23 protein-coding genes are annotated in these 19494 nt (G+C 71.9%); 9 read left to right on the plus strand and 14 right to left on the minus strand.

Annotated features, from left to right (window positions below; genetic code table 11):
- The 4 genes from ACH54P_RS24070 to ACH54P_RS24085 are packed head-to-tail and all read left to right on the plus strand — an operon-like array spanning position 1 to position 3849.
- Positions 1-912, plus strand: a complete 912-nt coding sequence (locus tag ACH54P_RS24070) for an aminoglycoside phosphotransferase family protein (protein ID WP_489905638.1) — start codon at positions 1-3, stop codon at positions 910-912.
- Positions 913-922: 10 nt separating this feature from the next.
- Complete coding sequence (locus ACH54P_RS24075; RefSeq protein WP_489905639.1) at positions 923-2200, plus strand: magnesium transporter MgtE N-terminal domain-containing protein; 1278 nt, start codon at positions 923-925, stop codon at positions 2198-2200.
- Positions 2193-2693 carry a DUF1003 domain-containing protein gene (locus ACH54P_RS24080; RefSeq protein ID WP_489905640.1) on the plus strand — a complete coding sequence of 167 codons (501 nt, stop codon included), beginning with the start codon at positions 2193-2195 and terminating at the stop codon, positions 2691-2693. The genes ACH54P_RS24075 and ACH54P_RS24080 overlap by 8 nt, the downstream gene beginning before the upstream one ends.
- 10 nt (positions 2694-2703) lie before the next feature.
- A complete protein-coding gene (locus ACH54P_RS24085; protein ID WP_489905641.1) occupies positions 2704-3849 on the plus strand; it encodes an Mrp/NBP35 family ATP-binding protein in 1146 nt (381 codons plus the stop codon).
- A gap of 681 nt (positions 3850-4530) precedes the next feature.
- On the opposite strand, the gene ACH54P_RS24090 is transcribed toward ACH54P_RS24085, so the two are convergent.
- From ACH54P_RS24090 to sigE, 5 genes are all read right to left on the minus strand, one after another.
- Entirely contained in the window at positions 4531-5010 is a 480-nt protein-coding gene (locus ACH54P_RS24090; protein ID WP_489905642.1) for a GNAT family N-acetyltransferase, read from the minus strand.
- Positions 5011-5025: 15 nt separating this feature from the next.
- Positions 5026-5457, minus strand: coding sequence for a Sec-independent protein translocase protein TatB (gene tatB, locus ACH54P_RS24095; protein ID WP_489905643.1), 432 nt, complete (start codon positions 5455-5457; stop codon positions 5026-5028).
- Positions 5458-5533: 76 nt separating this feature from the next.
- A complete protein-coding gene (locus tag ACH54P_RS24100) occupies positions 5534-7051 on the minus strand; it encodes a S1C family serine protease (protein WP_489905644.1) in 1518 nt (505 codons plus the stop codon).
- A 371-nt stretch (positions 7052-7422) separates the two neighbouring features.
- Positions 7423-8073 (minus strand): anti-sigma factor family protein, encoded by a 651-nt coding sequence (locus ACH54P_RS24105; RefSeq protein WP_489905645.1) that lies wholly within the window; start codon positions 8071-8073, stop codon positions 7423-7425.
- Positions 8070-8687: an RNA polymerase sigma factor SigE gene (gene sigE / locus ACH54P_RS24110; RefSeq protein ID WP_489905646.1), complete on the minus strand. Its 618-nt coding sequence runs from the start codon at positions 8685-8687 to the stop codon at positions 8070-8072. Before sigE ends, ACH54P_RS24105 begins: the two co-directional genes overlap by 4 nt.
- 190 nt (positions 8688-8877) lie before the next feature.
- Here sigE and ACH54P_RS24115 point away from each other — a divergent pair, with 190 nt between their 5' ends.
- Entirely contained in the window at positions 8878-9522 is a 645-nt protein-coding gene (locus ACH54P_RS24115) for an O-methyltransferase (RefSeq protein ID WP_489905647.1), read from the plus strand.
- Positions 9523-9938: 416 nt separating this feature from the next.
- On the opposite strand, the gene ACH54P_RS24120 is transcribed toward ACH54P_RS24115, so the two are convergent.
- The gene (locus tag ACH54P_RS24120) at positions 9939-11126 is read right to left on the minus strand and encodes an MFS transporter (protein ID WP_489905648.1); all 1188 of its coding nucleotides are present in this window, start codon (positions 11124-11126) and stop codon (positions 9939-9941) included.
- A 62-nt stretch (positions 11127-11188) separates the two neighbouring features.
- Between ACH54P_RS24120 and ACH54P_RS24125 the strand changes: the two genes are divergently transcribed.
- Positions 11189-12088: a LysR family transcriptional regulator gene (locus ACH54P_RS24125; RefSeq protein WP_489905649.1), complete on the plus strand. Its 900-nt coding sequence runs from the start codon at positions 11189-11191 to the stop codon at positions 12086-12088.
- On the opposite strand, the gene ACH54P_RS24130 is transcribed toward ACH54P_RS24125, so the two are convergent.
- A complete protein-coding gene (locus ACH54P_RS24130) occupies positions 12085-12423 on the minus strand; it encodes a winged helix-turn-helix transcriptional regulator (protein WP_489905650.1) in 339 nt (112 codons plus the stop codon). The genes ACH54P_RS24125 and ACH54P_RS24130 overlap by 4 nt on opposite strands.
- Positions 12424-12542: 119 nt before the next feature.
- Here ACH54P_RS24130 and ACH54P_RS24135 point away from each other — a divergent pair, with 119 nt between their 5' ends.
- On the plus strand, positions 12543-13313 hold the full coding sequence (locus ACH54P_RS24135; protein ID WP_489905651.1) for an alpha/beta fold hydrolase: 771 nt from the start codon (positions 12543-12545) through the stop codon (positions 13311-13313).
- Here ACH54P_RS24135 and ACH54P_RS24140 read toward each other — a convergent pair.
- Together ACH54P_RS24140 and ACH54P_RS24145 are read right to left on the minus strand one after the other, a co-directional pair.
- Positions 13238-14689, minus strand: a complete 1452-nt coding sequence (locus tag ACH54P_RS24140) for a leucyl aminopeptidase family protein (protein ID WP_489905652.1) — start codon at positions 14687-14689, stop codon at positions 13238-13240. The two genes, ACH54P_RS24135 and ACH54P_RS24140, sit on opposite strands and share 76 nt — an antisense overlap.
- Before the next feature lie 90 nt (positions 14690-14779).
- A complete protein-coding gene (locus tag ACH54P_RS24145; protein WP_013222969.1) occupies positions 14780-14947 on the minus strand; it encodes a DUF3117 domain-containing protein in 168 nt (55 codons plus the stop codon).
- Positions 14948-15144: 197 nt separating this feature from the next.
- Here ACH54P_RS24145 and ACH54P_RS24150 point away from each other — a divergent pair, with 197 nt between their 5' ends.
- On the plus strand, positions 15145-15939 hold the full coding sequence (locus ACH54P_RS24150) for an enoyl-CoA hydratase-related protein (protein ID WP_489905653.1): 795 nt from the start codon (positions 15145-15147) through the stop codon (positions 15937-15939).
- A gap of 20 nt (positions 15940-15959) precedes the next feature.
- Here the strand turns inward: ACH54P_RS24150 and ACH54P_RS24155 are convergent, their stop codons facing one another.
- From ACH54P_RS24155 to ACH54P_RS24175, 5 genes are read right to left on the minus strand one after another with little or no spacing between them, the layout of a single operon-like run.
- Positions 15960-16523 (minus strand): DNA-3-methyladenine glycosylase I, encoded by a 564-nt coding sequence (locus tag ACH54P_RS24155; protein WP_489905654.1) that lies wholly within the window; start codon positions 16521-16523, stop codon positions 15960-15962.
- Positions 16516-16974 (minus strand): SRPBCC family protein, encoded by a 459-nt coding sequence (locus tag ACH54P_RS24160; protein ID WP_489905655.1) that lies wholly within the window; start codon positions 16972-16974, stop codon positions 16516-16518. Before ACH54P_RS24160 ends, ACH54P_RS24155 begins: the two co-directional genes overlap by 8 nt.
- A complete protein-coding gene (locus ACH54P_RS24165) occupies positions 16971-17294 on the minus strand; it encodes a DivIVA domain-containing protein (RefSeq protein ID WP_489905656.1) in 324 nt (107 codons plus the stop codon). The genes ACH54P_RS24160 and ACH54P_RS24165 overlap by 4 nt, the downstream gene beginning before the upstream one ends.
- Positions 17291-17959 (minus strand): permease prefix domain 1-containing protein, encoded by a 669-nt coding sequence (locus ACH54P_RS24170; RefSeq protein ID WP_489905657.1) that lies wholly within the window; start codon positions 17957-17959, stop codon positions 17291-17293. Before ACH54P_RS24170 ends, ACH54P_RS24165 begins: the two co-directional genes overlap by 4 nt.
- A complete protein-coding gene (locus ACH54P_RS24175; RefSeq protein ID WP_003086561.1) occupies positions 17956-18273 on the minus strand; it encodes a helix-turn-helix transcriptional regulator in 318 nt (105 codons plus the stop codon). The genes ACH54P_RS24170 and ACH54P_RS24175 overlap by 4 nt, the downstream gene beginning before the upstream one ends.
- 60 nt (positions 18274-18333) lie before the next feature.
- Here ACH54P_RS24175 and ACH54P_RS24180 point away from each other — a divergent pair, with 60 nt between their 5' ends.
- Complete coding sequence (locus tag ACH54P_RS24180; protein WP_489905658.1) at positions 18334-19494, plus strand: cytochrome ubiquinol oxidase subunit I; 1161 nt, start codon at positions 18334-18336, stop codon at positions 19492-19494.

Here is a 19494-nt window from a genome sequence, read left to right on the forward strand (position 1 = left end):
GTGGTGACCGATCTTCGCGTCCCTTCGCTCTTCGCCACCCGCGCGCCGCGGGTGCTCGGCGCCGACGCCGTCCCCTGGCTGGCCGCCCTGCCGTCGCTCGCCGCGCGATATGCGCGGAAGTGGGGCCTGACGTTCGAGGGTGAGGCGATGCACGGCTACGTCGGCGTGGTGCAGCCCGCGCGCCTCGCCGACGGCACGCCGGTGGCGCTGAAGCTGGGCTGGCGCGACGAGGAGTCCGCCGACGAGCCGCTCGCACTGTCCACATGGGCCGGTCGGGGTGCGGTGCTGCTGCTGGACTCCGCGCCGGACGACGGCGTCCTGCTGCTCGAGCGGCTCGACGCCGGGCGCACCCTCGACGACCTGCCGCTGCGCGACGCGATCCCGCTCATCGGCGGGCTGGCGCGGCGCCTCGCCGTCCCCGCGCCGCCGTCGCTGGCCCGGCACCTGCGTGCCGAGGCGGCGGCGTCGGTCGAGGAACTGCCGCAGCGGTGGGCCGAGCTGGGCGAGCCGTTCGAGCGGCGGCTGGTCGACGACGCCGTCGCGATCTGCCGCGAACTGGGCCCGGCGGCGGGTGACGTGCTGGTGAACGAGGACCTGCACTTCCAGAACGTCCTGGCCGGCACGCGCGAGCCGTGGCTGGTCATCGACCCGAAGCCCCTGGCCGGCGACCTCGAATGGGGCGTCATCCCGCTGTTCTGGAACCGCTTCACCGAGTCCACACTGGACGAACGGTTCGCGGTGGTCGTGGCTTCGCAGGAGCTGGACGCTGCGAAGGCCCGCGCCTGGACGCTCGTGCGAGCCGTGCAGAACTGGATCTGGATGCTCGAGGAGCACGAGGAGTCCGGCGAAGACAGCGACGACCCGGCCTTCATCACAGTGCCGGAAATCGCTGTCTGGGCAGCCAGCCGATAGTGTCAGCGGCATGGCCGCGGTCAACAGGGTTTTCGCAGCTCAGCTGTCCGGGTTGCCGGTTTTCGGCCCGGACGGCGAGTCCATCGGCCGGGTCCGCGACCTGGTCGCCGGGCTGCGCCTCGACGCGCAGCCGCCGCGGATCCTCGGCCTGGTCGTCGAGCTGACCACGCGGCGCCGCGTCTTCGTGCCCATGCTGCGCGTCACCTCGATCGAGCCCACCGCCGTGACGCTCGCCACCGGCTCGGTCAACATGCGCCAGTTCAACCAGCGGCCCAACGAGGTCCTGGTGCTCGGCCAGCTGCTCGACGCGCACGCCACGCTGGCCGGGTCCGACACCCGGATCACCGTCGTCGACGCCGGGATGGAGCCGACCCGGACCCGCGACTGGGTGCTGGCGAAGCTGGCCATCCGGGAACGCCGGATCGGGCTCGGCCGCCGCCGCTCGGCGATGCAGGTGCTGCCGTGGTCGGAGGTGGCCGGGCTCAGCCTGACCGACCTCACCGGCCAGCCCCAGGGCGCCGGGCAGCTGCTCATGCTGTTCGACACCATGCGCCCGGCCGACGTCGCCGCGACCGTCCGGGACCTGCCGCTGAAGCGGCGGCACGAGGTCGCCGACGCGATGGACGACGAGCGCCTCGCCGACGTCATCGAGGAGCTGCCCGACGACGACCAGAAGGAGCTGCTGGCGTACCTGGCCGAGGAGCGCGCCGCGGACGTCCTCGAGGCGATGAACCCCGACGACGCCGCCGACCTGCTGGCCGAGCTCGCGCCGGCCGACCAGAGCCGGCTGCTGGAGCTGATGGAGCCGGAGGAGTCCGCGCCGGTCAGGCGGCTGCTGGAGTACTCGTCGGACACCGCGGGCGGCCTGATGACACCGGAGCCGGTGGTGCTGACCCCGGACACGACGATCGCCGAGGCGCTGGCGCACATCCGCAACGCCGAGCTGCCGCCGGCGCTGGCCAGCATGGTGTTCGTCTGCCGGCCTCCGACGGCGACCCCGACTGGGCGCTACGTCGGTGTCGTCCACTTCCAGCGGCTGCTGCGGGAACCGCCGGCCGAGCTGGTCGCGAGCGCCGTGGACACCGGGCTGCCGCCGCTGAAACCGGGCGCTTCGCTGGCCGAGGTCACGCGGTACTTCGCGGCGTACAACCTGACCTGCGGGCCGGTCATCGACGCCGAGGACCACCTGATCGGCGCCGTCACCGTCGACGACGTCCTCGACCACCTGCTGCCGGAGGACTGGCGCGAAACCGGGCTGCACGACACCTTGGAGGAAGACCGTGCCTGAGCCGACTTCGGGACGGCGGCTCGACCAGCCCCGCGGCCAGAACCGGTTCAGGCTGAACATCGACCCGGACACGTTCGGCAGGCTGTCCGAACGGCTGGCGCGGTTCCTCGGCACCGGGAAGTACCTGTTCTGGCAGACGCTGCTCGTCATCGTCTGGGTCGTGCTGAACATCACGGCGGTGTCCCTGCAGTGGGACCCGTACCCGTTCATCCTGCTCAACCTGGCGTTTTCGACGCAGGCGGCGTACGCGGCGCCTCTGATCCTGCTGGCGCAGAACCGGCAGGACGACCGCGACCGCGTCTCCCTGGAGGAGGACCGGAACCGGGCCCTGCAGACGAAGGCCGACACCGAGTACCTGGCCCGGGAGCTGGCGGCGCTGCGGCTGGCGATCGGCGAGGTGGCGACGCGGGACTACCTGCGCAGCGAGCTGGACCGGCTGCGGGAGGACCTCGCGGTGAAGCCCAGGAAGCCGCGCACTCCTACCGGCTCGTAACATGGACGGGGTGACCAGCACCCAGCAGCTCCCCAGCGTCGACGACGTCCGCAGCGCGCTGAAGAGCGTGCAAGACCCGGAGATCCGGAAACCCATCACGGACCTGGGGATGGTCAAGGACGTGGTCGTCGGCGACGACGGCGTCGTGACGGTCGGCATCTACCTCACGGTGGCCGGCTGCCCGCTCAAGGCGACGCTGACCAACGACACCCAGGCGGCCGTCTCGAAGCTCCCGGGCGTGGTCGACGTCCGCGTCGAGCTGGACGTGATGAGCGACGAGCAGCGCACGGAGCTGCGGAAGTCCCTGCGCGGCGACGCGGCGGAGCCGGTGATCCCGTTCGCGCAGCCGGGCTCGATGACGCGGGTGTACTGCGTGGCGTCGGGCAAGGGCGGCGTCGGCAAGTCGTCGGTCACGGTGAACCTGGCCGCGGCGATGGCCCAGCGCGGCCTTTCGGTCGGCGTGGTGGACGCGGACATCTACGGCCACTCGATCCCCCGCATGCTGGGCGCCCGCGAGAAGCCGACCAAGGTCGACACGATGATCATGCCGCCGCAGGCGCACGGCGTGAAGGTGATCTCGATCGGCATGTTCACCCCGGGCAACACCCCGGTGGTGTGGCGCGGCCCGATGCTGCACCGGGCGTTGCAGCAGTTCCTGGCGGACGTGTTCTGGGGCGACCTCGACATCCTGCTGCTGGACCTCCCGCCGGGCACGGGCGACATCGCGATCTCGGTGGCGCAGCTGATCCCGAACGCGGAGATCCTGGTGGTGACCACCCCCCAGCAGGCGGCGGCCGAGGTGGCCGAGCGCGCGGGGGCGATCGCGTTGCAGACGCGTCAGCGCGTGGCCGGGGTCATCGAGAACATGTCGTGGCTGGAGCAGGAGGACGGCTCGCGGCTGGAGATCTTCGGTTCCGGCGGCGGCGAGTCGGTGGCCGCGTCGCTGACGAAGTCGATCGGGTCCGAGGTGCCGCTCCTGGGTCAGGTACCGCTGGACCCCCGCCTCCGCGAGCAGGGCGACGCTGGTGAGCCGCTGGTACTGGCGGCGCCGGACGCGCCGGCTTCGCTGGTGCTGAAGGAAGCGGCGAAGAAGCTGACGGTCCGGGCCCGCGGGCTGGCGGGGATGATGCTGAACGTGACCCCTGCGGGTCGCTGAGCCTGGGTTTGTCGCTGGAGGCCACCCTGCGGGGTTGGCCTTCGGTGTGTCCGGGGCCTCGCCGCTCTCAGCCGCCGTGTGCCCGGCGCCTACGGGGTGACCTTCCGTGTTTCCGGGGCCTGCGAAGTGGGCTTCCGTGCGCCCGGAACCCCTCACCGCCCTCGAGGCAGCCGTCCCCGGCCCCCTGCGCTCTCAATCAGCCGCCGCCAAGCCGCTCCTGCCCCCGAGTAGCCGCCGCGCCCAAACTGCCACCCCCAAGCAGCTCCGCATCTCGGGCAGCCGCCGGCTCCCGCTCGATCGGCAACGTGCCACCGGCCGCGGTGCTGTGGCACGGCGGCATCTCCGTTGTCTTCGCCGACATGCGACGCCGCTCGCGGGAGCTGCTCAACGAGTACGAACAGCGCGGCGAGCTCGCCGCGCGGCACCTGCCGATCCCGAACATCCACCGCGACCATCCCGTCACGTCGGCTATCGGGGGGCCGATCATCGGGCCGGCCGTGGCGGTCCTGGCTTTCGCGTGGAGCCCACCCAGCCAGCCGCCGTCCCCAAACAGCCCACCCTCTCCGGGGGTCCCCCCGTGTCCATTTTATCGGAACTGCCCGACGGAAAGCCGAAAAAGGGGGCCGTCCGGCTCGGTTGTCCACACCGCCGCCGGGTTGTGGACAACCGGTCTGAGTCACCTCACGTGGGGGGCACTCCGTCGGTTGTTCCGGAGCCGCCGTGGGCGTCACGCCGGTAGCTGTAGTGGATCAAACCGTCGTGGAACTTGCCCACCTTGTCGTACAGCGCGCGGGCCGGGGCGTCTTCCAGCGTGTTCCAGTAGAGGCTGGGGAAGCCGTGCTCCTCGGCGTCCCGGGCCACCCACGCGATCATCGCCGACGCGACACCCCGCCGCCGGACTTTCGCGTCCACGAACAAGTCCGCCAGGTAGCACTTTCCGGCGTACCAGATGCTCGCGTGGAACAAGTAGTGCGCGACGCCGACCATCTCGCCATCCAGCCGGGCGGCGATCCCGCGGATCCGCTCGTCGTCGAGCAGGCGCCGCCAGGTCCGTTCGTAGGCGTCGTCGCCGCGTTCGACGTCGAAGTGCGTGTCCTTGCCGCGGGCCAGTTCTTCCCAGCGCGCGCGGTCCGACTCCGTCAGGAAGCTGATCTCCACCATCGACCGCTGCGGCGGTTACGTGGCGTCCGGGTCGACCGGCGGGCGCTCGCCGGGCTTCAGCGGCTCGGGCTGGGACTGCGTCTGGCCGACCGTGTAGCCGTTCGAGCCGTTGGTTCCGTTCGTCCCGTTCGCGACGGAAGGGCTGCCGTTCGTGATGCCCTTCAGGCCGAGCGGGTCCGCGTCGCCGTCGAACAGGTGCTGCGTCACCACGCGTTTCGGGTCGAAGTTGCGCAGCCCGCGCAGGTCCTCCAGCGGCTTGCGCAGCTGGTCGAACTCCGGGCCCATCTCCTCGCGGAGCTGCTCCTTCGCACCCGTCGCGAAGTCGCGGACCTTCTTCACGCTCTTCGCGAGCCAGGAAGCCGCTTCGGGAAGCCGTTCCGGGCCGAGGATGAAAAGACCGGCGATGATGAGGACGAGGATTTCCCCCCATCCGACACTGTCGAACACCGTCTACCTCCGCTCGGAACCTACCCGCCCAGGGTACCCGCCGCCCGCCGCGTTCCGGCAGGCCGAACACGGGAACTCAGTCGGAAGCCAGGGTTACGTCGACGACGAAGCTCGCGCCGTCGCGGGCCAGCTGCACCGGGACCACTTCGCCGACGTCGTGGGCGCGCACCGCGACCGTCAGTTCCGAGGAGTCGCGGACCAGCCGGTTGCCGATCTTGGTGATCACGTCGCCCTCCTTGATGCCCGCGTTCGCGGCGGGGCCGCCGGGCGCGACGTTCTTCACCTGCGCGCCCATCGTGGACGAGCCGGCGACCGTCGAGGAGGCGTTGATGCCGATGTCGGCGTGCTTGACCTTGCCGTCCTTGATCAGCGCCTTCGCGATCTTGATCGCGTAGTCGCTCGGGATGGCGAAGCCGATGCCGATGCTGCCGCCGTCCGCGCTGGACGACCGGATCGACGAGTTGATCCCGACCAGCGCGCCGGTCGAGTCGACGAGCGCGCCGCCCGAGTTGCCGTGGTTGATCGCGGCGTCGGTCTGGATGGCCTCGTAGGTGACCGGCGGGGCGCCGTTGTCGCCGCCCGCGGTGATCGGGCGGTTCAGCGCGCTGACGATCCCGGCGGTCACGGAGTTCTGCAGCGCCAGCGGCGAGCCGATCGCCATCACGGTGTCGCCGACCTGCAGTTCCGAGGACTTGCCGACCTGCAGGACGGTCGGGTTGGTGACGTTGACCTTGACGACGGCGAGGTCGGTCTTCTGGTCGGCGCCGACGAGCTTCGCCTCGGTGCGGGTGCCGTCGATGAAGACCGCCGTGACCTTGACGCCCGGGTCCGCGGCGGCGGACGCGATGACGTGCTCGTTGGTGAGGATGTAGCCCTGGGGGTCGATCATCACGCCGGAGCCCTGCTCGCCGGACTCGGCGCCGGGCTTGAACACCTCGAGCGAGACGACGGCCGGGGCGACGCGCTTGGCGATTTCGGCGACCGAGCCGGCCGGGCGTTCCTTGCCCGCCTCGGCTTCGGAGATCGTCGCGGAACCGGTGAGCTCGGTGCCGGTGTCGGCGACCCACCAGCCGACCAGGCCGCCGGCCGCGCCGACGAGCAGCGCGACGACGCCGAGCAGCACGAGCGCCTTCGTCTGCACGCGACGCCCGAACAGCACCTCGGGCAGGCTGAGCAGGGCACCCGGTGGCCTCTTGGCGGGCTTTTCTTCGTCCTCGGCGGGCACCGCGGGCCCGGCGAGGACGGCCCCGGCGCCGGGATCGCGCCACGGGTCACTGGTCCCGGTCCAGAGCGGCGGATCGGCCTGCGGCGGCTCACCGGTGGCCTCGCGAGGCCGTTCGAGCAGCACACCCTCGGCCCCGGGCGGCCGTCGGAAGGCCTCGGCCAGCGATTCGGGCGCGGGTGGCGCGAGGTTGACGCCGTTGGTCTTGTGCGGGGTGTAGAGCTTGTCGAACGCCCCGTCGACGCCCTGCGGCCTCCCGAACACGGCGGCCTGCGCCGGATCGACGACCGGCCGCGCGAGCGGCCGCGGCGCCAGCCGGTCGGCATCGCGCGCGCCGGGCTCCTCGGGATTCACGTTCGGCTCGGTCATCATTCCCCGGTGCAGAAGATCAGGTGGCTGGGCGTGACGATACCCAAGCCCAGTGCTGGGAGTCTGCCGGTCCGCCAGTGAAATGGCTGTTTCTTGCGGCGCGGGGCGGGGTTTGTCCGGGTTGCCCGCAGACCGGCTCGGCCACCACGCGCCCAGCTCGCCCCCGGCCCCCACACACCGAAGGCCGCGCGGCCTTCAAAGCCAGATGAACCTCAGCGGTTCCCGGCGGGAACCGCGGCAGGGGTAGCGCTCGCCGAGGTCGAACCTCAGCGAATCCCGACCGGAACCGCGGCCGGCGTAGTGCTCGCCGAGGTCGAACCTCAGCGAATCCCGACCGGAACCGCGGCAGGGGTAGCGCTCGCCGGGGTCGAAGCTCAGCGGATCCCGGCCGGAACCGCGGCAGGCGTAGTGCTCGCCGGGGTCGACGTCGGCGCCAACGGCTGCGGCACCGCCATCTGGGCGGGCAGCAGGTTCGCGTTCGCCGGTGTGCCGCCGCCCGTCTCGGGGGTGCCGTCGCCGTCCGCGGAGGTTCCCACCAGGGCCAGTGCGCTCAGCACCAGCCCGGACACCACCACGCCCGCGCCCTGCGCCGCGCGGCGCTTGAAGCGGCCGCCGCCCAGGACGTTCGGGGACTGGCCCAGCGGTGCCGACGATCCCAGCGGCGCCACGCCGCCCAGGACGCCCGAGTCGCGCAGGCCCGCGACCCGGTCGGGGCGCTGGACCGCGACCAGCTGGCCGTCGGCCGTGATCGCCAGGTTGTCGGGGCTGCTCGGCAGCTCCGTGTGCTCCGGGATGGACTGGAGGCTCGCGAGGAAGCCGGCCGACATCGACGGCGCGCCCGCGCGGCGGATCGCGTCGACGGTCTGCCGCTGCGCGCGGACCTCGGCGGCGCACGCCGCGCAGCGGGTGATGTGCGACGCCGCGCGGTCGCGGGCGCCGTGCGAAAGCTCGCCGTCCACGAACGCCACCACGACGTCCGGCAGCAGGTGCGACTCGGGGAGTCCCCAGCCTCGCGGTGCGGTCATACCGACACCTTCGCAGACTGCGGTGCGTAAGCGCGCCGGCGCTCGAGTGAAGCGCGCAGCGCCTGACGCCCGCGGTGGATGCGGCTGCGGACGGTGCCCAGCTTGACACCCAGCGTCGCGCCGATCTCCTCGTACGAGAGACCTTCGACGTCGCACAGCACCACGGCGGCGCGGAACTCCGGGGGCAGCTCGTCGAGCGCGGCCTGCAGGTCGGGGTCCAGGTGGGTGTCGGTGTAGACCTGCTCGGGGCTCGGGTCGTCGCCCACGATGCGGTCGGTGTCGTCGGGCAGGCCTTCCATCCGCACGCGCGAGCGGCGGCGGGCCATGTCCAGGAACAGGTTGGTGGTGATCCGGTGCAGCCAGCCCTCGAAGGTGCCGGGCTTGTAGGACGCCAGCGACCGGAACACGCGGATGAACGTCTCCTGCGTCAGGTCCTCGGCGTCGTGGGTGTTGCCGGTCAGGCGGTAGGCGAGCCGGTAGACGCGGTCACCGTGTTCGCGCACGACCTCGTCCCAGGACGGCGGCGTCCAGGCCGCTTCGTCCAGGGTCACGGGCTGAACCGCGGCGTCGTCGTCGGCAACGGCGTTCTGCATCGCGGGAGCAGGCACCTCCATCTGCGTATCTCCTGTCTGCTCCACCCAACGCGGGTCGTCGGCACGGTGTTCCCGTGTGTTCGGATTTCAGTCTGTCCGGGTTCCTTATGGTTCTAGTGAGACTGGACTGAGAGCAGGCTGAGAACTTCTTCCCGGGTGCTTACCAGGGAGCCTGCGCGGATTTATCGACAACCAACGCTAACCTCCGTGCGTGAACACGCCCACCCCTGCGGCCGCACCGGCCGATTCCGGGTTCGTCGACGGGTACTTGCCCGACGACGAGGTGCTGTCTTCGGCGCGGGCACGGGCCGAGGACCTGGGCTGCACCCCGCTCAGCGCGGGTGCGGGAGCGACCCTGCGGTTCCTGGCCGCGACGCTGTGCGCGAAGGCCGTCGTCGAGGTCGGCACGGGTGCCGGGGTCAGCGGGCTGAGCCTGCTGCGCGGAATGGCGCCCGACGGCATCCTCACGTCGATCGACGTCGAGCCGGAGTACCAGCGGGCCGCGCGCGCGACGTTCCGCGAGGCCGGCTTCCCGCCGGGCCGGACGCGGCTGATCATCGGACGGGCCCTCGACGTGCTGCAGCGGCTCACGCCGGGTGGCTACGACCTGGTGTTCGTCGATTCGGCGCACATCGAGTACCCGGGGTGCTACGAGCTGGGCGTGTCGCTGCTGCGGCGCGGCGGGATCATCGCGTTCCACAACGTGCTGGCCGGCGGGCGGGTGATCGACCCGTCGCACCGGGATCCGGAGACGCTGGCGCTGCGCGAGGTGGCGCGGGCTTTCCGGGAGGACGAACGCCTGGTCCCGGCCCTGCTGCCGGTAGGTGGCGGCCTGCTGGTGGCCGCCGCGATCTGAAGTTGTCCACAGGGTGGTTCGCCTGTGGACAACCGGCTGTTCGGCGCCGGTTTCGCCGGGGGCGGCGGTGGGCCCGGGATGACTTACGCCCCCAGTCGCAGGCATGGCCCGGGGGTGGTGCCACCGGCATCGACCGATCCCCGCCCCGCGGGCACCGGGTGGCCTATCCGCCCGGGCCGGAGGTGTTGGTCGGGTTCGCCAACGGCCTGGCCGGCGAGGCCACCTGGATCCGCGGCCTGCTCACCGGTAGCCACCCCACCTTCGAACGAGCCATCGGCCCCAGAATCCGGCCGTTCTGCGGATTCTCGCGCCGCGGAACCCGCGAAGGGTGAGCCTGTCCGGCCGCAGGTCACGACTGCCCACCGACCGATCGAGCCCGAGCATCACGCAAGCCTGGCGAGCGCGAGCAGACCGGCTCACCCGGCGTTGACCAGCTCGCCCCGCGCCACTCGCACCCGCGTCCCCGCGACGACGGCCCCCGCGGCGACCAGCAGCCACGCCGCCACCACCGCGATCAGCCACGGCCAGCCCGCGTGGCCGTACACGTACGCCCCCGCTGCGCCGCCGACGCTGCTGCCCAAGTAGTACGTCGCCGTGTACATGCCGCCCACCTGGCCGCGGGCGTTCTCGGGGGCGTCGGCGGCCGCCCAGCCGTTCGCGACCGCGTGGGCCGCGAAGAATGCGCAGGTCAACAGCAGGAATCCGGCGATCACCAGTGGCAGTGAGTCCGGCAGTGTCAGCGCCGCGCCTACCGCCGTCAGGAGCAAGGCGCCGATCAGGGCGCGGCGGCGGCCGACCCGGGCCACCAGGCGGCCGGCTGCCGCCGAGGACACCGAGCCGGTCGCGTACGCGAGGAACACCAGGGAGGCGATCGCCGGGGACAGGTGCAGCGGGTCGCCGGTCAGCCGGAAGCCGGCCGCGTTGTAGAGCGCGACGAACGAACCCATCGCGAGCAGCGCGACCGCGTACTGGGCGAGCAGCACCGGCTTGCTCAACGCTGTCACCAGCCCCCGGGCGACCGCGCGCAGCTGGGCGTCGCCGCGCGGGCGGGTGCCGGGCGGCAGCGTCACCACGGTGATCGCCGAGCACACCGCGCCCACGCCCGCGACGACGAACAGGGCGCCGCGCCAGCCGAGCGGCCCGGCGGTGAACCCGCTGGCCAGCCGGCCGAGCATGCCGCCGATCGTGTTGCCCGCGATCATCGCGCCGACCGCGGCGGCGACGCCCGCGCGGCCGAGGCGTTCGGCCAGGTAGGCGGCCGCGACCCCGGGGAAGCCGGCGATCGCGACGCCTTGGAGCGCGCGCAGGACCAGCAGCGCCGGGTAGGTCGGCATCAGCGGCAGGAGCAGCCCGAACACGACGGACGCGCTCACCGACGTCAGGATCACCGGCCGGCGGCCGATCACTTCGGACAGCGCGGCGATCGGCAGGACCGCGACGGCGAGCGCGCCGGTCGCGACGCTGACCGCGAGTGCCGCGCCGCCGGGGTCGAGGTGGTACTGCGCGGCGAGCTGCGGGAGCACCGGCTGCGGGGCGTAGAGCAGCGCGAAGGAGGAGATCCCGGCCGCGGCGACGGCGGTCTTGACTCGGCGCGTGGTGGTCACCCACTGAAAGTAAGCAGCGCTAACCAATACGTCTAATGCGCTGATCTGTCATGATTGATGCGATGACGTATGACTCGCTGTCCGCGCAGGTCGCGCCGCACCTACCGCTGCTCGTCGCGCTCCGGGAGACGAGGAACGTCACACGCGCGGCCGAGCTGCTGGGCGTGCCACAGCCGACGGTGAGCCGCCGGATCGCGGCGCTCGCGGATGCGCTGGGCGCGCCCCTGACCGTTCCGGACGGCCGCGGGATCCGGCTGACCCGGGCGGCGGACCTGCTGGCCGAAGCGGCCGAACGCGGCCTCGCGGCGATCGACACCGGCGTCCGGCTGGCGCGCGAGGAGGTGTCGCCGGAGTCGGGGCACGTCGTGCTCGGGTTCCTGCACCTGCTCGGGCGGTCGCTGGTGCCTTCGCTGCTGCGCGGGCACCGGGCGCGGTACCCGGGCGTGCGGTTCACGCTGGTCCAGGGCTCGCGGCAGGAGATGGTCGACCGGCTGGCGGGCGGCGAGCTGGACCTGGCGCTGCTCGCGCCGCTGCCGACCGTTCCCACCCTCGCCTCCGCGGGCCTGGTGGACGAGGAGATCCTGCTGTCGGTCCCGGCCGGCCACCCCCTCGCGGGACGGCGGTCGGTGCGCGTGGCGGAGCTGGCCGAGGAAGAGTTCGTGCTGCTGGAGCAGGGCTACGGGGTCCGGACGCTGACGGACGAGCTCTGCGCGGCGGCGGGCTTCACCCCGCGGATCGCGTTCGAGGGCCAGGAGTCGGACACGGTGCGCGGCCTCGTGGCGGCCGGGCTCGGGGTGGCTCTGCTACCGCGGTTCGGGCCGGGCAGCCCGGCCGGCGTGGCGGAAGTGCCGCTGGAACCCCGGCCCTACCGGACCATCGGCCTGGTGTGGCGGGCCGACGAGCCGATGACCCCGGCGGTGACCGGCTTCCGCGACCACGTCCTGGCCACCAGGACCCACTAGCGGTTGTCGTACGCCGCGCGGGCCGCGTCGATGTCCGGCAGGTGCTTGATGCTCCACTCCAGCAGGGGCGCCGCCGCCTGGCGGAGGGTGCGGCCCAGCGTGGTCAGCTCGTATTCGACGTGCGGTGGCATCACGTTGCGGACCGTGCGCGTCAGGATCCCGTCGCGCTCGAGGTCGCGCAGGGTCACCGTGAGCATGCGCTGGCTGATGCCCTCGATGGACCGCTTGAGCTCGGTGAAGCGCCGCGGGCCGTCCTTGAGCATGCGGACCACCAGCAACGCCCACTTGTCCCCGACGATGCCGAGCACTTCGCGGGTCTGACACGGGTCCTGCACGGTTACCTCCAGAGAACCGGGGCACCGGAAAGTGCCTTATTGCCCGGTGCGCGTCAAGTGGACCACGATGGTTCCGGTTACCAAATGGTACCGAGGCACTGATCGGAACCGAGGCGCGCATGACGACATTTCTGCTGGTACACGGGGCTTGGCACAGCGGGCGGTGCTGGGAGCGGGTGGTCCCGCTGCTGGAATCGGCCGGACACCGGGTCTTCGCGCCGTCGCTGACCGGCTACGGCGACAAAGCGCACCTGCTGAGCCCCGAGGTGGGGCTCGACACCCACGTCGCCGACATCGCCGGGCTGATCGAAGACGAGCGGCTCACGGACGTGGTGCTCGTCGGGCACAGCTACGCCGGGCTGGTCATCTCGTCGGTGGCGAACCGGCTCCCCGAGCGGATCGCGCGCCTGGTGTACCTCGACGCGATGGTCCCCGAAGACGGCGAAACCGCGGTCGACGTCCTGCCCATCACCAAGGAGCTCATCGACGCCGCCGTCGACGGGTGGCGGGTGCCGCCGCTGCCGGAGCAGCCGCCGCCGCTGGGCCTGTTCGGGGTCACCGTGCCCGAGGACGTCGCCTGGTTGCGCTCGATGCTCTCGGACCAGCCGGTGAACTGCCTCGTGCAACCGGTGCGACTGGACAACCCGGCCGTGCGGGAGATCCCGCGCACGCACATCCACTGCGTCGGCGGCAAGCCGGAGGGCATCACCCGGCGGCCCGTGCCGCCGGACGCGCGGTTGCGGGAGCTGCCGACCGGCCACGACTGCATGATCACCATGCCCGCCGAGCTGACCGCGCTGCTGCTCGAGCCGGCTCAGGCCAGCGAAGCCGCCAGCTCCACCAACGTCCGGGCCGCGAACCCCGTCGCTCCCGGGACCACCTCGTCGTAGTTCTTCTCCGACCGGGCCGGCCCGGCGATGTCCAGGTGCGCCCACGGGAGCCCCTCGGTGAACTCCCGCAGGAACAGCGCCGCCGTGATGCCGCCCGGGCCGCCCGGGGTCTGGCGGACGTCGCCGAACTCGCCGCGGACGTTCTCGGCGTAGTCCTCCACCAGCGGCATCCGCCACCAGGCCTCGCCCACCCGGGCGCCCGCGGCGGAAACCAGCGCCGCCAAGGAGTCGTCGGACGCGAAGAGGCCGCCCGTGCGCAGGCCGAGCGAGACCTTCATCGCGCCGGTCAGCGTCGCCGCGTCGACCACGTAGTCCGGGGCGAACCGCTTGATGCCGTAGGCCAGCGCGTCCGCCAGGACCATGCGGCCCTCCGCGTCCGTGTTCGCCACCTCGGTCGTCTTGCCGCCGTAGTGGCGGACGATGTCGCCGGGGCGGTACGCCGACCCCGACACGTGGTTCTCCGCCGCCGGGACGAGGGCCGTCACCCGCACCGGCAGGCCCAGCGCCGCGATGCCGCGGACCGCCGCGATCACCGCCGCGCCGCCCGCCATGTCCGTGCGCATCAGGTGCATGCCGTCGGCCGGCTTGATCGACAGGCCGCCCGTGTCGAACGTGATGCCCTTGCCCACCAGCAGGAGGTGCTTCGCCGCTCCCGACGGCTTGTACGCCAGCTCGATCAGCCGCGGCGGCCGCGCCGAACCGCCGCCGACGGCGAGGACGCCGCCGAAGCCGTGCGTCGTGAGCCAGCGCTCGTCCCGGACCGTCACCTCGACGCGCGGGCCGGCCACCTTCGCCGCCGTGTCCGCCAGCCAGGCCGGGGTCTTCGCGTTGGACGGCGTGTTCGCGAGGTCGCGGGTCAGCGCCGTCGCGGCGGCCAGCACCGCGGCTCGGCCGGCCGGCTCCGCCACGGCCGGGTCGCCGGTGACGAGCCGCACCGTCCGCACCACCGGCTTCGGCTCGTCGCCGGACACCTTGAACCGGTAGCCGCCGAGCAGCAGCCCCAGCGCCAGCTCGGTGACGTGCTCCGGGCCGGCCTCCTCGGGCAGGGCCAGCTGCACCGCGCGGAACGCCTTGCCGCCGTGCTCGACGTCGTCGGCCAGCGCCGCGTTCACCGCGCGGACCAGCGCCGCGCCGGTCTTGCGGTACTGCTTCGGCTCGCCGTCGCCCAGCCCCGCGACCCAGCGGGGCCCGTCGCCGGGCACCGTCTGCACGTCGCCCGGCTTGCCGCTGATCCGGACGCCCTCGATCTCCAGCGGCTCGACGTCATCGTTGTCGGGAGCCGCCACCAGGCGGGCCGTCGGGACGCCGCGGCGCAGCTCGCCCGTGACCTCGATGTCGAGCAGGTTCGTCGGAACGGGGGGTAGCGGATTACGCACAGTGAGCAACCTTCGGGCGCAGAGGAACCGCGACCCCGGCCTCCGAAGGGAGACCGGGGTGCGACGGAAGGACGGTACGAGGGGGTCGGCTCAGCCGGTGACCTCCGCCAGTGCGGCGCCGAGGTCCTTCGCTTCTTCCGCGGAGAGTTCGACGACGAGTCGCCCACCACCCTCGAGCGGTACGCGCATCACGAGGCCCCGCCCCTCCTTAGTCACTTCGAGGGGACCATCTCCGGTCCGGGGCTTCATGGCCGCCATAGCGTGCTCCCTCCGTCTCAACCGGCGCGCCCGGGTCGCGCTCGCGTGAAAGCCAGCCGGGTCTGGTGTCCATTGTCCCTCATCAGCGGCCGGGCGCATCAGCGGACCGATCTTTTGCCGCCGTATCGGTGCTGGTATGCGGCTCGCGCGAGGTGAAAGACTGTCGGGCGACCGACGTATCCGCGCAAGGAGAAGACGTGACCACATCCGACGTCCTGTTGACCGCCGACGCCGACGGGGTGCGCACCCTGACCCTCAACCGGCCGCAGGCGTACAACTCGCTGACCGTCGAGCTGAAGGAAGCACTGCTCGCGGCGCTGCGCGAGGCGGCGGACGACGAAGCCGTCCGCGCGGTCGTCCTGACCGCTTCGGGCAAGGCTTTCTGCGCCGGGCAGGACCTGAAGGAACACGTGGGACTGCTGCAGGCGGGTGACCCCGCTCCGCTACACACGGTGAAGGAGCACTACAACCCGATCGTCAAGACGATCGTGGGCATGCCGAAGCCGGTCATCGCGGCGATCAACGGCACCGCCGCCGGGGCGGGCGCCGCCTTCGCCTACGCCTCCGACCTGCGGATCGCCGCCGAGTCGTCGTCGTTCCTGATGGCCTTCGCCAACGTCGGGCTCGGCCCGGACAGCGGCGCGTCCTGGACGCTGCAGCGGCTGGTCGGCTACGGCCGGGCGGCCGAGCTGATGTTGCTGGCCCGCACCGTCGACGCGGCGGAGGCGCTGCGGCTCGGCCTGGTCGGCGAGGTCGTGCCGGACGAAGAGCTGCCGGCGCGCGCCCAGAAGGTCGCGGCCAAGCTCGCGGCCGGGCCGACGGTGGCCTACGCGAAGATCAAGGGCGTGCTCAACCTGGCCGCCCAGTCGACGTTCGACGAGGCACTGGACGCCGAGGACGCCGCCCAGACCGCGCTCGGCGCGACCGCCGACCACACCGAGGCCGTCGAAGCCTTCGTCGGCAAGCGCAAGCCGGACTTCCAGGGCAAGTGACGCCGGGGCCGCTTCCGGGCTCAGGCCGCCCGGAAGCAGCCCCGGACGTGGTCGTCGACCATGCCGGTGGCCTGCATCAGCGCGTAGCACGTCGTCGGGCCGAGGAAGACGAAGCCGCGCTTCTTCAGCTCCTTCGCCATCGCCTTGGACTCGTCCGTGATCGCCGGGACGTCGGCCATCGTCTTCGGTCGGACATGAGCAGAAGGCGCGAACGACCACAAGAGGTCGTCCAGCGGCGTGTCCAGGGAAGCGATCGCCTGCGCGTTCTTGATCGCGGCCAGGATCTTCGCCCGGTTCCGCACGATCGACGCGTCCTGCATCAGCCGTTCGACGTCGGCGTCGCCGAACTTCGCCACCTTCGCCGGCTTGAACTGCTTGAACGCCTTCCGGAAGCCTTCGCGCTTGCGCAGGATCGTGATCCACGAGAGCCCCGACTGGAACGACTCGAGGCACAGTCGCTCGTACAGCTCGTCCTGGCCGTGGAGCGGCACGCCCCACTCTTCGTCGTGGTACGCCGCGTAGTCCGGGGTCGAATTGCCCCAGCTGCACCGCGCGACGCCGTCGGTGCCGATCAGTTCAGTCATCCCCGCCCACCGAATAGTCCTCCGCGAACCGCGCGAACCGCCGCAGCGACTGGCGCACCCCCAGCGCGAACGCCGGCCGCACCACCGGCCAGCCCAGCCGGCCCAGCGGCCCGAACGGCAGCCGCAGGTGCTCGGCCCAGACGAACGTCGAGCGCGTCGCGCCCTTGGGCACCACCTGGAACACGCCCGTGCCCTGCACGAAGCTGCCGAGGTGCCGGACCGCGCACCGCACCGGCGGCTCCCAGCTGGTGATCTCCATGGTGTCGGTGAAGCCGATGCCGGCCACCCCGGTGAACGCCGCCAGCCGCGACCCGACGCTGCGGCCGTTGCCCTCGACGACCTCGACCTCGGTGCCGAGCATCCACTCGCCTTGGCGCGTCCAGTCCGTCAGCGCGAGCCAGGTCGTCCCGGCCGGGGCGCGGACGTCGACCGAGAGCACCAGATCCGTCACTGGGCGCCCTCGGACGAGCTCTCCCGCTCCCGCTCGCGCTGCTCCAGCTCGGCGACGCGGGCGCGCAGCTCGTCGAGCTCGACACCGAGGCGGCGCATCACCCAGTCCACTTCGGACATCTTGTAACCGCGCAGCACCAGCTGGAAGCGGACCTCGTTCAGGTCCTCCCCGGTGATGTCCTCCGCGGGCAGCCGCGTCGGCGAGCTGCCCGGCGGCAGCGGGGCCAGCTCCTCGCCCCGGCCGAACACCACGGCGGCGAGCAGGAACACCACGGCAGCCACCAGCAGCATGACTACGAGGTAGATCAGCGCGGTCGTCACGTCACGATCGTGGCATACCCACCCCAGGATCGTCGCGCGAGCACGACCAGCCGGATCGAAAGCAGCACCCAGGCGACCATCAGCAGCACGCACGGGACGCTCAGGAACAGCCTCGAGACGTCGACGAAGCCGGTCGCGCCGATCAGCAGGCCGACGGACGCCAGGTTGACGCCGACGGCGAGCGCGATGAGCACCCCGCAGAACCGGGCCAGCCCGGTGCCGTCCAGGCGGCGGCTCAGCCACCGGATGCCGAGCAGCGCGAGCACCCCGATCACCGGCACGACGAACACGGCGCCGTGGGAGGCGTGCGTGACGACCTTGTACCACTCCGGTGTCGGCGTCGACAGCTTCGTCCACTCGCCGAAGGTGAGGATCCGGGCGTAGTCCCACGCGATCTGCATCGCCGGGACGCCGATGACGAGCTTCCACAGCGTGCGGACGCCGCTGAGCATGCCGAGCTCGGCCTGGTAGTCGCGGGCGACGACGGCCGCCGGGCCGAAGTCGGCGACGGCGCGGCGCTCGGCGTCCGCGTCGCTCCAGCCGCCCGCGCGGTAGGCGTCGGCGGCGTCGTGCAGCCCGTCGCGCGCCTCCTCGAGCAGGTCGGCCTTGAAGCGGCCGCAGCCGTGCAGCCGCCGGTCGAGGTCCCCCAGGTACTCGTCGATCATGCGCCCAGCACTCCCCCGATGACCGTCGTGAACTCCCGCCATTCGGTGCGTTCGGCGGCGAGCGCCTGCTCGCCGGAGCGGGTGAGCCGGTAGGTGCGGCGCTTGCGGCCGGACACGACGTCCCACTCGCTGGCGAGCCAGCCGGCCCGCTCCAGCCGGCGCAGCGCCGGGTAGACGGTGCCGGTCGGCAGGTCGAGCGCACCGTCGCTGCGCAGCTGGAGCGCCTCGATGATCGCGTAGCCGTGCAGTTTCCGGCCGTCGAGCACGGCCAGCAGCAGCGCGTCGAGGTGCCCGCGCAAGGTGTCCGCCTTCATGAGTACGCAGTCTACACGTCGGCTGACTACATGTAGGCAGACTACGTGTAGCCTGTCTACATGAACGCACTCCCGGTCGCGAGACTCCAGTTCGCGACGACGACTTCGTTCCACTTCCTGTTCGTGCTGCTCACCCTGGGGCTGGTCACGCTGGTGGCCGTGATGCAGACGCGCTGGACGCTCGGCGGCAAGCCCGAACTGCTGCGCATGACCCGCTTCTGGGGCCGGCTGTACGTCATCAACTACGCGCTGGGGATCGTCACCGGCATCGTGATGGAGTTCCAGTTCGGGCTGACCTGGACCGGGCTCTCCGCCTTCGCCGGTGACGTCTTCGGCGCGCCGCTGGCCATCGAGACGCTGGTCGCGTTCTTCCTCGAGTCGACCTTCCTCGGCCTGTGGATCTTCGGCTTCGGGCGGATGGACAAGTGGCTGCACCTGGCGCTGATCTGGCTGGTCACGCTGACCGCGTACGCGTCGGCGCTGTTCATCATGCTGGCCAACTCGTTCCTGCAGAACCCGGTCGGCAGCCACGTCGAGGGCGGCACGCTGCGCCTCGACGACTTCGGCGCGCTGTTCGGCAACCCCGCGCTGGTCGCGTCCCTGCCGCACGTCGTCGGCGCGGCGATCCTGACCGGCGGGTTCTTCGTCGTCGGCGTCAGCGCGTGGCACTTCCTCCGGCGCACGGCCGAGGTCGAGTTCTTCCGCCGGTCGATGCGCGTCGGCGTGGTGGCGTCGGTGGTCGGCGCGGTCTTCGTGGTCAACCAGGGGTTCGCGCAGTTCGGTGAGCTGCGGAAGTACCAGCCCGACAAGCTCAAGGACAGCGCGGTCGGTCTCCCGCTGGGCATGATGATCATGCTCGGGTTCGTCATGCTGCTCTGCGCGCTGCTGGGCGGGCTGCTGCTGGTCCGGAACTGGATCACCAAGGCGCGTTTCCTGCACTACCTGATGGTCGCGGCGATCCCGCTGCCGTTCGTGGCCGCGATCCTCGGCTGGCTGGTGCGCGAGCTCGGCCGTCAGCCCTGGCTGGTCTGGGGGAAGCTGCGCACCGCGGACGCGATCGCGGCCGTCCCCGCCGGTCAGATCCTGTTCTCCTTCATCGCTTTCTCGCTGCTGTTCGCCGCGCTCGCGGTCGCCGACTGGGTGCTGATGGCGCGCGTCGCCAAGCGCGGCCCGGAGCCGGTCGAAGAGCCCGCCGAACTGCCCGTCCTGAGCGGAGTCTGA

The organism is Amycolatopsis sp. N2S4-7 (assembly GCF_058119595.1).